Annotated in this window: 11 protein-coding genes and 1 pseudogene; 2 read left to right on the top strand and 10 right to left on the bottom strand. The window is 54.1% G+C overall.

What is annotated here, in order from left to right:
- Positions 1 to 28: 28 nt before the first annotated feature.
- Together LJ046_RS02105 and LJ046_RS02100 are read left to right on the top strand one after the other, a co-directional pair.
- A pseudogene (locus LJ046_RS02105) lies at positions 29 to 343 on the top strand (zinc ribbon domain-containing protein); the annotation flags it as partial.
- Positions 344 to 614: 271 nt separating this feature from the next.
- Positions 615 to 1772, top strand: coding sequence for a DUF2974 domain-containing protein (locus LJ046_RS02100; protein ID WP_002879436.1), 1158 nt, complete (start codon positions 615 to 617; stop codon positions 1770 to 1772).
- 48 nt (positions 1773 to 1820) lie between these two features.
- Here the strand turns inward: LJ046_RS02100 and dnaB are convergent, their stop codons facing one another.
- The 10 genes from dnaB to yaaA all read right to left on the bottom strand — a co-directional run bounded on the left by dnaB (position 1821) and on the right by yaaA (position 13051).
- Entirely contained in the window at positions 1821 to 3191 is a 1371-nt protein-coding gene (dnaB, locus tag LJ046_RS02095; RefSeq protein WP_002879435.1) for a replicative DNA helicase, read from the bottom strand.
- A 23-nt stretch (positions 3192 to 3214) separates the two neighbouring features.
- Positions 3215 to 3670, bottom strand: coding sequence for a 50S ribosomal protein L9 (gene rplI / locus LJ046_RS02090; protein WP_002879434.1), 456 nt, complete (start codon positions 3668 to 3670; stop codon positions 3215 to 3217).
- 22 nt (positions 3671 to 3692) lie between these two features.
- Entirely contained in the window at positions 3693 to 5714 is a 2022-nt protein-coding gene (locus tag LJ046_RS02085) for a DHH family phosphoesterase (RefSeq protein ID WP_002879433.1), read from the bottom strand.
- Between the two features lie 140 nt (positions 5715 to 5854).
- Positions 5855 to 6091, bottom strand: coding sequence for a 30S ribosomal protein S18 (gene rpsR, locus LJ046_RS02080; RefSeq protein WP_002879432.1), 237 nt, complete (start codon positions 6089 to 6091; stop codon positions 5855 to 5857).
- 26 nt (positions 6092 to 6117) lie between these two features.
- Positions 6118 to 6696, bottom strand: a complete 579-nt coding sequence (gene ssb / locus LJ046_RS02075; RefSeq protein WP_002879431.1) for a single-stranded DNA-binding protein — start codon at positions 6694 to 6696, stop codon at positions 6118 to 6120.
- 40 nt (positions 6697 to 6736) lie between these two features.
- On the bottom strand, positions 6737 to 7030 hold the full coding sequence (rpsF, locus tag LJ046_RS02070; RefSeq protein ID WP_002879429.1) for a 30S ribosomal protein S6: 294 nt from the start codon (positions 7028 to 7030) through the stop codon (positions 6737 to 6739).
- 216 nt (positions 7031 to 7246) lie between these two features.
- Positions 7247 to 9718 carry a DNA gyrase subunit A gene (gene gyrA, locus LJ046_RS02065; RefSeq protein ID WP_002879428.1) on the bottom strand — a complete coding sequence of 824 codons (2472 nt, stop codon included), beginning with the start codon at positions 9716 to 9718 and terminating at the stop codon, positions 7247 to 7249.
- Between the two features lie 12 nt (positions 9719 to 9730).
- The gene (gene gyrB, locus LJ046_RS02060) at positions 9731 to 11692 is read right to left on the bottom strand and encodes a DNA topoisomerase (ATP-hydrolyzing) subunit B (RefSeq protein WP_002879426.1); all 1962 of its coding nucleotides are present in this window, start codon (positions 11690 to 11692) and stop codon (positions 9731 to 9733) included.
- Entirely contained in the window at positions 11676 to 12821 is a 1146-nt protein-coding gene (gene recF / locus LJ046_RS02055) for a DNA replication/repair protein RecF (protein WP_002879425.1), read from the bottom strand. The genes gyrB and recF overlap by 17 nt, the downstream gene beginning before the upstream one ends.
- The gene (gene yaaA / locus LJ046_RS02050; protein ID WP_035176726.1) at positions 12821 to 13051 is read right to left on the bottom strand and encodes a S4 domain-containing protein YaaA; all 231 of its coding nucleotides are present in this window, start codon (positions 13049 to 13051) and stop codon (positions 12821 to 12823) included. Before yaaA ends, recF begins: the two co-directional genes overlap by 1 nt.
- Between the last annotated feature and the right edge of the window lie 92 nt (positions 13052 to 13143).

Below are 13143 nucleotides of genomic sequence, written 5' to 3'. Positions count from 1 at the left end.
ATGTTTGATTATATATAAGAGTTAACAGAAGGGTGTTCATCGGTCGATGTTTGGCAAGTTTAAGCAGATCTTGACTTACAAGTGCGATTGGTATGGTAAGGAACTTATCCTGGCAAACAAGCTGTATCCGTCTACTCAGCGTTGTGCGGCCTGTGGCAATGTCAAAAAAGGTGATGACAAGATCACCCTTTATGGAAACAAGAAGCATGGTACTAAACACAATGAGTACGTCTGCTACAACGAAAAATGCCCGAACTACAATAAGGTCGTAGATCGAGGTAAGAATGCGATGCTTAGTCTTTTAGCACTGACTGAGTACCCAGAATTAAATCATGCACTATAAATATTAAAGAAAGGAGAATTAATGGCTAAGGCCCTGGCCTTAGTCATGCGGGTTGGCTGTACCCGAGGATTGGCGAGAGCCTTTCCATGAAGTTGCAAGAGTGGTGCTTCGGTACCTGCGCTGGTCAATGCGGTTACCCCCTTGTTGGGATATCGGAATACCGGTGATGACGGCAATAAGAAAAATGTCTGTATTCATGTCTTCGGACAATACATAGTCAAAGATTACTATTTGGCTACATTACACACGTTTTTTGCAGCAGGTTTTTGCGATGGCATCAACATTAGACTATCTGCGCTGGCGAGGCGATCTGCCTTTTCAAGCTTGCCCTTTCAACAGCCTGGATGCTTCCTTAATGGCATCCCTGGCCTACCTTCCCTTTGACAGCAGTACGGTTGGCCACAGCCTAGGCGAGGTCTGCCAGTCCATCTACCAACGTGAGCCTGACCGCTGGCAAAATCTGGACAAAACTGAACTCCTGCTCTTGCCCAAGTCTCCCCGTCTGGCTGACTTGACCGTTCTGGACTGGGTCAACAAGATAGAGATTGAGCCTGAACCCATCCAGTTCAACGCTGGCGCCTTCCGCCTGGACGACCGGACCATCCTGGTCGCCTACCGGGGCACCGACCAGTCCATGATCGGCTGGAGCGAGGACATGGTCATGAATTATACACCGGAAATTACCGGACAGAGGCTGGCCGCCAAGTATCTCAACCAGATCGGCCAGGCCTACCCAAATGACCGGATCTATATCACCGGCCACTCCAAGGGGGGCAACTACGCCCACTACGCTTTGGCCTTTGCTGATCCGCAGATTCAAGCCCGGGTCATCAAGTCATACAGCTTTGACGGACCTGGCTACCGGCACCAAATTTACGGAACCAGCGGCTTCCAAGACAATATCAAAAAGATGAAGACCTACATCCCGGAAAGCTCCATTATCGGCTGCATGCTGGACCATACTGAGCGCGTCTTGGTCGTCAAGTGCAACCAGCCAGTCCTCAGCCAGCACGACCCAAGAACCTGGAGCGTTGGCCGGGATAGCTATGTTTTGGCGCAAGAGGGCCTCACGGCTACAGCCCGGGTGATCCGCCACTCCCTGATCGCCTTCAACCATCAGATTCCCGCGGAAAAAAGAGGGCAGATGTGGTCCGCCCTTTTTGAGGCTTTTGGCAGCCTGGACATCACTAAGATCAAACAGATCAGTGGTTTTACCGGCACCTACCGCTTTGGCCGGGCATACTTTGCCATGGATCCGGAAATGCGGGCTATCTTCCGGCAGATTTTTAACAACATCATTGAAACGGCCCGGCAGAGCCTTACCCTGCCCTTCAACAGGAGCGAGGATCCTTACAAGAACCGGCCGAATTTCAATGATTCAAAGAAAGGGCCAATCTTCTTTGATGCCTACGACATCAAGCAAGAATAACAAAAAGCGCGAATCAGCAACGATTCGCGCTTTTTTGCTGTCTTTCCCCTACCCCTGGGCCTCATGGCCTGGGTCCAGGTTGGAGAAGCGGTTGTAAGGCTTTGAGAACATCAGTTTGGCTGATCCCCGCCGGCCTGACCGGTTCTTTTCAATAATAACTTCAACTTCAACATTTTCCGGATCTTCCTTCGGTTCCTCGCCGTCAGCATCCTCATCCCGGTAGTAATCGTCCCGGTAGAGGAAGCCAACGATGTCGGCGTCCTGTTCGATTGACCCGGATTCCCGCAAGTCTGACAAAATTGGCCTCTTGTCCTGCCGCTGCTCAACTGACCGCGACAACTGCGACAGGGAGATTACCGGCACGTGCAATTCCTTGGCCATCTTCTTGAGCTGGCGGGAGATCGCGGAAACTTCCTGCTGGCGGGACTCAGTCTTTGGCCCTTCAATCAGCTGCAGGTAGTCGATCACGACCAAGCCCAGGTCGCCCAGCTCCTTTTGCAGGGCCAGGCACTCGGACCGGATTTCGCTGATCTTGATCCCCGGCGTGTCATCGATATAGATCGGAGCCTGTCGCAAGACACTTGCTGCCATGTCCAGCTGGTTCCACTCATCCCTGTCCAGGATCCCCGTTCTGAGGTGCTGGGAGTCGATCAAGCCCGTTGACGCCAGCATCCGCTGGACCAGCTGTTCACCAGACATTTCCAGGGAAAAGACCGCTACCGGCTTCTTCTCAGTAATGCCCACATTCTTGGCGATGTTCATGGCAAAAGAGGTCTTCCCGACACCCGGCCGGGCCGCCAAAATGATCAATTCGTCATCATGCAGCCCCGTCGTCATCTCGTCCAGATAGGCAAAACCCGTCCGTAAACCCGTGACCGCGTCCTGGTTCTGGGCATTATTTGAAATCTGCTCAAAGGCTCCGGCAATCAGGTCCTCAATCTTATGAAATCCCCCGCTCCCCTTTTCATTGGAGACGTTCATGATCTCATTTTCAGCGTTGCTGAGGATCTCATCCACGCTGTCGGACCCTTGAATGGCACTGGAGATGATCTTCTGGCTGGCATTGATCAAATTGCGCAACTGTGCCTTCTGGTGGACGATGCGGGCATAGTCCTTGGCGTGAAAGGCAGTTGGCGTTGCCAGCAAAAGCTCTGACACGTAGGCCATGTCGCCCAGTTCTTCCAATTGTCCCCGCCGCTTGAGCTCCTCTTGCAAGGTAACCAGGTCGATTGACCTACTCTCGTCATAGAGAGCCAAAAGGGCGCTATAGACCAGGCGGTTGGCATGTTCATAAAAGTCAGCCGGCTCTAAGACCGAGCTGACTTCGTTGATGACTTCGGGATCAATGAAAATCGCCCCTAAAACGGCTTTTTCAGCAGCAGAATCATGCGGGATCTGCTGCGTGACAAGATTATCCATCAATCACGGCTTCTTTCAGCTTCTTAATTTTCTTTGGTAACGTGGACCCGGACCTTTGATTCAACGCCCTTGAAGAGCTTGACTGGCACATTAGTGTAGCCCAGAACCTTGATTGGTTCCCGCAGTTCCAGCTTGTGCTTGTCCAGCTTGATGCCGAACTGCTTGTCCAGGCCTTCGATGATCTTCTTGCTGGAGATTGAACCGAAGAGGCGGGAGTCGCTGCCGGCCTTGGACTTCAGTTCAACCACAGTTTCGTCAGCTTCCAGCTGCTTCTTGATCTCTTGGGCAGCTGCCTTTTGAGCTTCGTATTCAGCCTTTTCCTTGGCTTCCACCCGCTTCAGGGTGTTCAGGTTGCCCTTGTTGGCTTCCTTGGCCAGGCCCCGCTTGATCAGGTAGTTTTGGGCGTAGCCGTCCGGCACGTCCTTGACCTGACCCCGCTTGCCTCTGCCCTTAACGTCTTGCATAAAAATAACTTTCATCGTTCATTGCTCCTTTTCTTCTTTAACTGTTTTCTTCCAGATATTCGTCAATTGCCGCCAGCAAGCGCTGACTGGCTTCTTTGACCGTAATATCCTTGATCTGGGTCGCCGCGTTGGACAAGTGGCCGCCCCCGCCCAGCTTCTCCATAATAACCTGGACGTTAATGTGGCCCATCGACCGGGCTGAAATCCCGACCTTGTCCCCGCTTCTTCTGGTGATGGCAAAAGATGCCGACACCCCTTCCAAATCAAGCGCCATATCGGCTGCCTGGGCCGTCAAGATCGGGTCGATCACCTTGTCCTCCGGCCCCTGCATGACCGCCATCTTCGGCCGCAGCATCTGCAGGCTGGCCACCAGGTGGCTCTTAACCAGGAAGCTGGAAATGTCCTCCTTCAAAAGCTCACTGACCACCGAGGAGTCCGCCCCGATCGACCGCAGGTAGCTGGCCGCGTCAAAGGTTCTCGTCCCCGTGCGCAAGGAGAATTCCTTGGTGTCGACCGTGATCCCGGCCAGCATGGCCGTGGCTTCCAGGTTGGTCAAAACCCGGTTGTCTTCAGCTGGCTGCTGGTATTCCACCATTTCCGTCACCAGTTCGCTGGCTGAGGAAGCATATGGCTCCACATAAGTCAGCATCGGGTTCTCCGGGAATTCTTCCCCCCGCCGGTGATGGTCGATCACCACGATCCGGTTCCTCAAGCGGTCATAGAGGCGCTGGTCATAAGTGATGGAGTACTTGGAGTGGTCCACCATGACCAAAAGGGAGTTGTCCGTCGCGACCGCGTTGGCCTCATCCGGACTAACAAAAAGGTCCAGCTGGGGGTCTGCCGCTTGCATCTTCTTGACCAGGCGGTCAACGTCATAGTTGCAGTGGGCCGTGTCTAGCAAAAAGTGGGCCTTCGCCCCGTGTAGGCGGGCGATCTTGACAACCCCGATCCCGCTGCCGACAGAGTCCATATCGGGCCGCTGGTGCCCCTGGACGAAGACCTGGTCAACATCCTTGAAGAGCTCGCCCAAGGCCTGGGAAACCATTCTGGCCCGGACCCGGGTGCGCTTCTCCATTGGGTTGGACTTACCCCCGTAGAAGCGGGCTACCTGGCCCAGTTCCCTGAGGACAACCTGGTCCCCGCCCCGGCCAAGGGCCAGGTCCAAGTTGGCCTGGGCCTGGTTGGCGATCTTTCTCAGCGACTCACCCCCGTAGGCAATCCCGACCGACAAGGTCAAAGGAGTGTTGTTCCGGCTGGTTTCCAGGCGGATCTTGTCCAAAACTGAGAACTTGTCTTCTTCCATGGCTTCCAGGTCCTGCAAGTGGGCCAGAAGCAAAAAGTGGTCCTCATCAATCCGCTTCAAGTAGGCCTTGAACTTCTTGGCATAGTCGTTCAAAGTCGTCTGCAGGTAGGTGCTGGTTCTGGCCAGTTCCTGGTCGTGCATCCGCTCGCTGAGCTCGTCGTAGTTGTCGACAAAAATCTGCCCGATAGCCAGGCGCTCAGCCCGGTACTTGTCAGCCAGGTCGGCATAACGGGTAATGTCGAGCAGGTAGATGACCCCGATGCTGTCTTGGACAACCATTTCAAATTGGTGATCCCCCCACTTGACCACCTTGCTTTCCGAAGTCTGGGCCTCAAGGGCTTCTTCAACCAGCTTGCCCAGTTTCCGGTCAACCGCTGTAATCGTCTTGCCGATAGCGTCCTTGTCGCCCAGATAGAGCTGCAAGTAAGGGTTGACCCATTGGATGTGCCGGGACTCGTCGTAAAGGAGGATCCCCAGCGGCATCTTGATCATGGCCTCCTGCTCCCCCCGTTTAATCCGGTAGGAAAGGTTGGCCGCGTAATTGTTGGTATTTTTCGCGAGAATGTAAACGCCGAAAACGACCCAAAAGACATCCACGATCAAGACCAGCAAAAGCGCCACCCCGAAGATCCGGTTGATGAAGAAAGCCACAACCGTGCTCAGCACAGTCAAGAAGGCGATGCTGGAGAAGGCAATGATTAATCTGGAATCCCGGACGAATTCTGGCAATTCAAGTTTGCGTAAAAAGTTTTTCATAAAATTCTTCCACATCTTTAAAGCAGATTAAACTACTCCCATTATAACCTATTGCCGCCCGCCACAAAACAGAAAAGAAAAAGAGACCGGGAGGAGTCCAGCTCCTTTCGGTCTCTTTATTTGCTTATTGATCCTGCTGCTTAGTCTTCAGCTACGAATGGCAGGAGGCCCATAATCCGGGCTCTCTTGATAGCTTTAGCAACCTTGCGTTGGTTCTTAGCGCTAGTACCAGTGACACGACGTGGCAAGATTTTACCTCTTTCTGAGATAAAATGTTTCAACAGATCAACATCCTTGTAGTCTACGTAGTCGATGTGGTTGGCTGCGATGAAGTCAACCTTGCGGCGACGACGACCACCTCTTCTTTGTTGAGGCATGTCTTCAGATCCTTTCTTGTGTAATTTTAAAATGGAAGATCGTCATTTGAGACGTTGATTGCATCGTCAGAGCTGTCGAACGGGTTAGTGTTCGTGTCTCCGTCGGCATCTTTCTTGTTATCTTCATTGAATCCGGCATTAGCTGGCCCGTTTGACTGGGCCGGGCTGCCGAAGGCGTTGTCGTTGGCGTAGCCGCTGCCGCCGCCAAATCCGGTGTTGAAGCCGGTGTTTTGGCTTTGACCTTGGCCGCCAAATCCGCCGTTTTGCTGACGGCTTTCACGCTCGCGGCGTGATTCGAGCAGTGAGAAGTTGTCCACGAGGACTTCTGTGACGTAAACTCGCTGGCCGTCCTTGTTATCATAGTTTCTGGTCTGGATTCGGCCCTGGATGCCCACCAAACTGCCCTTGCTGGTGAAGTTGCAGAAATTCTCAGCAGCCTTGCGCCAAATCACGCAGCTGATGAAGTCCGCTTCTCTCTGGCCTGATGCATTGGTAAACTGCCGGTCAACGGCCAAAGTGAACGTAGCAACCGAGATGCCGCTCCCAGTAGTACGTAATTCAGGATCACGTGTTAAACGGCCAACAAGTACAACATTATTGATCATACTTATTTCCTTCCTATTCCTGTATTACGGGAAACTACAATTACTTGTCTAACTTGACAGTCATTGAACGCAGAACTGAGTCGTCGATCTTGCTCAAACGGGCAAATTCTTTGACAGCTGCAGCGTCTTCAGCAGTGAAGGTCATGATGTAGTAACTACCTTCACGATACTTTTCGATTTCGTATGCGAAACGACGCTTGCCCCAGTCCTTAGCTTCAACCATTTCACCACCATTGTCAGTGATCACCTTAGTGTACTTGTCAATAATGGCCTTCTTTGCTTCATCGTCAACGTCTGGCTTGATGATGTAAGTAATTTCGTACTTGGTTGTCATAGACTATTGCACCTCCTTTTGGACTAAATGGTTCTTGCTAAAATCAAGAACAAGGAGTAATTGATCTAATTACTCGCAATGCCTAATTTTAGCACAAAATAAAAAAAATTACCAAACATTTTTTACACGTGATCCGGGATTTTCTTCCCACTAACTATTACGCCAAAAATGCTGGTAATTTTTTATTTTATCTTACTTTTTTCTGCTTCTTTGCCGCTAAACTTCCGTTTCCGGCTCGCTTTCGCCTTCAGCTTCAGCCGGCACGACTGCCATGCTTGCCACGGCATTGCCGTCAGCCACCTTGATCAGGCGGACGCCCATAGTTGACCGGCCAGTCTGGGAGACATCGCTGGTCTTGAAGCGGATCATGATCCCGTCAGTGGTGATCAACATGATGTCGCTTTGCCCGTCAACCACGGCCACGCCAGCCAGAGGACCGTTCTTTTCGCCGATCTTGGCGGTCTGGATCCCCTTGCCGCCCCGGCCCTTGACCGGGTATTCGCTGGCCGCGGTCCGCTTGCCGTAGCCCTTTTCCGAGATAGTCAAAACTTCGTCTTCCGGCTTCAGAATCCCTGAGCCAACCACGTAGTCGCCTTCGCGGAGGTTGATCCCCCGGACGCCGGCCGCGCTTCTCCCCATGGCCCGGACGTCATCTTCATTGAAGGTCACGGCGTAGCCCTGGTGGGTAGCGATCAAGATGTTCTGCTGGCCATCAGTGGTCAGGACGTTGGATAGTTCGTCGCCATCCTTCAAGGTCAAGGCGATCAAACCGTTGGTCCGGATATTTTCAAATTCCCGGATCTTGGTCCGCTTGACCGTCCCCAGCTTGGTGATGAAAAAGGCGTAGTCGTCGTCATGCCCTTGCGGCAGGTTGACCACGGTCTGGATGTGCTCGCCCTTGTCCAGCTGCAGGAGGTTGACGATTGGCAGGCCCTTGGCGCTTCTGCCGTATTCTGGGATTTCGTAGGCCTTCTTCATGTAGACCTTGCCCTTGTTGGTGTAGAAGAATAGGTAGTCGTGGGTACTTGAGTAGAGCAGGTGCTCGATGAAGTCGCCCTTTTGGACGCCCATCCCCTTGATCCCCCTGCCGCCGCGGTTTTGGGTCTTGAAGTCGTCGATCAGCATCCGCTTGACATAGCCCTGGTGGCTCAAAGTCAACAGGACGTCTTGTTCTTCGATCAAGTCTTCGTCTTCGATCGTGACCACTTCGCTGGCCGTAATCTGGGTCCGGCGCTTGTCACCGAAGCGCTTCTGGATGTCCAGCAGCTCGTCGTAGATAATCTGGTCGATTCTTTCAGGCTTGGCCAGAATGTCCTTGTAGTCGGCAATCTTGACCAAAAGCTCCTGGTATTCGCCTTCGACCTTGTCTCTTTCCAAACCGGTCAGGCGGACCAGACGCATGTCCAGGATAGCCTGGGCCTGGCGGTCGTCCAGGTCAAAGCGGCTGATCAAGCCCGCCTTGGCGATGTCGCTTGATTCAGAGTTCCGGATCAAGCTGACGATTTCGTCGATATGATCCAGCGCTACCCGCAAACCTTCCAGGATGTGGGCTCTGGCTTCAGCCTTTTCCAAGTCAAACTTGGTCCGGCGGGTGATGACGTCTTCCTGGTGGGCCAGGTAGTACTGCAGCATCTGCTTCAAGGTCAGGGACTTCGGTGCCCCGTCCACGATCGCCACCATGTTCATGGCGAAGTTGGACTGCATCTGAGTTTCCTTGAAGAGGTTATTCAAAACCACGCTGGCGCTGGCATCCCGGCGCACGTCAATCGTGATCCGCATCCCGCTCTGGTCGGATTCATCCCGCACCCCGGTAATACCGTCGATCACCTTGTCGCGGGCCAGTTCAGCGATCTTCTGGACCAGTTCGGCCTTGTTGACCAGGTAAGGAATCTCGCTGACGATGATTCTTTCCCGCCCGCTCTTTTCAGTTTCGATTTCGGTCTTGGCCCGGACGACGATGTTGCCCTTGCCGCTTTCATAAGCGTGCAGAACCCCGCCCCGGCCCATCAAGATCCCGCCGGTTGGGAAGTCCGGCCCTGGGATGGCCTTCATCAGTTCCTTGGTCGTCACGTCCGGGTTCTTCATCAGCATGTGAATACCGGAAATGACTTCAGACAGGTTGTGCGGCGGAATGTTGGTAGTCATCCCGACCGCGATACCGCTGGAACCGTTGACCAGGAGGTTAGGAATTCTTGCTGGCAGGACGGTCGGTTCATTTTCCGTGTCGTCGTAGTTTCTCTGCCAGTCAACCGTATTCTTGTTGATGTCGCGGAGCATTTCCACGGCAATCTTGCTCATTCTGGCTTCAGTATAACGCATGGCGGCCGGCCGGTCGCCGTCGACGGAACCGAAGTTACCGTGCCCGTCTACCAGCATGTAGCGGTAGGCAAAGTCCTGGGCCATGTGGGCCATGGCCAGGTAGATAGAGGAGTCGCCGTGCGGGTGGTACTTACCCATGACGTCCCCGACGATTCTGGCACTCTTCTTGTAAGGCTTGTCCGGAGTCACGGCCAGCTCGTTCATCCCGTACAGGATCCGCCGCTGAACCGGCTTCAAGCCGTCGCGGACATCTGGCAAAGCCCGGGCCACGATGACGGACATAGCGTAGTCCAAGAAGGAGCTCCGCATCGTTTGCGTCAGATCGACATTTCTGATCCGCCGGTCTTGTCCTTGATTTTCGTTATCCATTCCTACCTCCCATTAAGCATCCAAGTTTTCAACATATTGGGCATTGTCTTCGATGAACTTGCGCCGCGGGCCAACTTCGTTGCCCATCAGCATTTCAAAGACTTCATCCGCGTCCTTGGCGTATTCCGGGTCCACCCGGTCCAGGCGGCGGTTTTCAGGATCCATGGTCGTCTCCCACAATTGCTCAGCGTCCATTTCCCCCAGCCCCTTGTAGCGCTGCACGATTGGCTTCGGGCTTGGTTGCAATGACCCCAGGTAGTCGTGGAGTTCTTCATCAGTGTCCAGGTACTTGATCAGCTTGCCCTGGCGCACTTGGTACAGAGGCGGACGGGCGATGTAAACATAGCCCTTGTCGATCATCGGCCGCATGTAGCGGTAGAAGAGGGTCAAGAGCAGGGTCCGGATGTGGGCCCCGTCGACGTCGGCGTCAGTCATGATGATCAGCTTGTGATAGCGGGCCTTGGAGACGTCAAAGTCTGCCCCAAAGCCGGTCCCCAGGGCCGTAAACAGAGTCCGGATTTCCTGGTTGGCCAGGATCCGGTCCATTGAGGCCTTTTCCACGTTCAGGATCTTCCCCCGGATGGGTAGGATGGCCTGGGTCAGCCGGCTCCGCCCTTGCTTGGCGCTGCCGCCGGCGGAGTCCCCTTCGACGATGAAGAGTTCTGAGATGTTCGGGTCATTTGAAGTGTTGTCGGCCAATTTGCCTGGCAGGTTGGCGATTTCCAGGCCGGACTTCTTCCGGGTAACTTCCCGGGCGCGCTTGGCGGCAACTCTGGCTCTTTCGGCCAGTTGCCCCTTTTCAACGATCTTGCGGGCCACCTGCGGGTTTTCCATCAAGAAAGTGGAGAAGGTTTCTGAGAAGGCGCGGTCAACGGCAGTTCTGGCGTCGGAGTTGCCCAGCTTGGTCTTGGTCTGCCCTTCAAACTGCGGGTTCGGGTGCTTGACGGAAATCACGGCCGTCATCCCTTCCCGGATGTCTTCCCCGGACAGGTTGTCATCGTTTTCCTTCAAGATCTTGGCCTTGTGGGCGTAGTCGTTGACCACCCGGGTCAAGGCCGTCTTGAAGCCCGCCTCGTGCATCCCGCCTTCATAAGTGTGGATGTTGTTGGCAAAAGTCATCAAGGTTGTCTTGTAGCCGGTCGTGTACTGCAAAGATACTTCAACGTCAATGCCCTCGTACTTGCCTTCCACGTAGATTGGCTCGTCAAAAAGTACCTCCTGGCCCCGGTTGAGGAAGGAGACGTATTCCTTGATCCCACCTTCGAAGTGGTAGACGTCGGTTTCCGCCGTGTCCTTCCGCTTGTCAGTGAAGGTCAGCTTCAGCCCCTTGTTCAAGAAGGCCAGTTCCCGGATCCGGTTCTTCAAGATCTTGTCGTCAAAAACCGTGGTTTCCGTGAAGATGTTCGGGTCCGGCCAGAAGTGGACGATGGTCCCGTGTTCAGTCAAAGGCACCGTGCCGACTTCCTTCAGCTCTTCAACGACCCGGCCGTGGTCAAAGGCGATGTGGTACTTCTTGCCATCCCGCATGACAGTGACGTTCAGCTTGGTGGACAGGGCGTTGACAACAGAAGCCCCGACCCCGTGCAGACCGCCGGAAACCTTGTATCCGCCACCGCCGAACTTACCACCGGCATGCAGAACCGTATAAACAGTTTCAACGGCTGGCCGGCCGGTCTTCTTTTCGATGTCGACCGGGATCCCCCGCCCGTCGTCTTGGACAGTCACGCTGTTGTCTTCGTTGACGGTGACTTCGATCTTGGTCGCGAAACCTGCCAGGGCTTCGTCGATCCCGTTGTCGATGATTTCCCAAACCAGGTGGTGCAAGCCCTGGGAGCTGGTTGAGCCAATGTACATCCCCGGACGCTTGCGTACGGCTTCCAGGCCGCCAAGGACCTGAATCTGGCTGGCATTGTACTTGTCAGCTTCTTGTTCAAACTGCTTAGCCTTCTTCAATTTGTTATCTTCGTCTGCCATTTAATCCTTCCTCTTTTTCTATAATTTGGCCGGAATGGATGTAAAAAATTCGCGGCTGTTTGACTATTTCCTGGGAAATACCATCTAGATCGGTTGTCGTAATAAAAGTCTGGGTTTGACCATGGATGAAATTGAGCAGGGCTGCCTGGCGGTTCTGGTCCAGTTCGCTCATCACGTCGTCCAAAAGCAGGATCGGCTCTTCTCCCGTCAGCTGCTTGATCAGCTGGATTTCCGCCAGTTTCAAGCTGAGGGCAATGGTCCGCTGCTGCCCTTGGGAGGCAAACAGGTGGGCATTCTTGCCGTCCAGCTGGAATTCCAGGTCGTCGCGGTGGGGACCCAGCTGGGTCGTGGCCCTTCTGAGCTCATCGTCAGCGATCTCCGCAAAGCGGTCCAGCAGCTTCTGCTTGATCTGGGCCGGCTGGTCTGCAGCCGTAATCTCCTTGGCTGAAGGCCGGTAAAGGACCCGCAGCTCTTCTCTTTGCCCGCTGATGGCCCGGTAGGCCTCGGCCGCGTAGCGGTTGAGGTCAGCCAAATAGCGGTAGCGCCGCCAGATCAGTTCACTGGCCGCCGTGGCCACCTGCTCAGTTAAGACCCCGAGCAGGACCTGGTCACTGGCCTGCCGGCGGGCCAGCTGCTTGAGATAGTTATTTCTCTGCTGGAGCAGCTGCCGGTACTGGCTGGCGAAATAGAGATACTCCGGATTGATCTGGCCGAATTCCAGGTCCATGAAGCGCCGGCGCAAAGAAGGGGCCCCCTTCACCAATTCCAGATCTTCCGGAGAAAAGAGGATGGCGTTAAGGTGGCCCACATACTTGGATAGCCGGGCCTGCTCAACACGGTTGACCCAGGCGCTCTTGCCCTTCTTGCTGATGACGATGCGCAGGTCAAGGTCCAGCTGGCGCTTGTGCACCCGGCCAGCCAGGCTGGCAAAGTCCTGGCCGAAGGCAATCATCTCCCGGTCATTGCTGGTCCGGTGGGACCGGCTAAGGGCCAGAAAGTAGATTGCTTCCAGCAGGTTGGTCTTGCCTTGGGCATTTTCACCCAGAAAAACGTTCACGTGTGGGTCAAATTCCAGGTCAAGGAGAGCCAGGTTACGGAAACCGCTCTGCTTAAACCGACCCAGGTACATTAAAGTCCCTGAACCAGCTCATATTCCTTGCCGGCAACGGTCAAACGGTCACCAGGATAGAGCTTCCTGCCCCGGCGGTCTTCCTTGTCCCCATTGACCAGAACTGGACTGTCCTTGAGGTACCACTTGGCCTGCCCGCCCGAGGAAACGACACATTCATCTTTCAAAAATTGTCCGAGGGTGATGAATTCACCATTAATCGCAAAAGTTTCGATAGTCTTCACCTTCACCAATGTAAAACTAGTATTCCACTTATAAATTATAGTCTTTTTTCCAGGGAAACTCAATCAAGAAGGCCTTTTTTAGGGCCTCAGAGCGCTTA

Source organism: Lactobacillus delbrueckii subsp. jakobsenii ZN7a-9 = DSM 26046, assembly GCF_001888925.1.
Lineage (GTDB): Bacteria > Bacillota > Bacilli > Lactobacillales > Lactobacillaceae > Lactobacillus > Lactobacillus delbrueckii.
The sequence above is the reverse complement of the archived record's forward strand: the minus strand, read 5'-3'. Positions and strand labels throughout refer to the sequence as shown.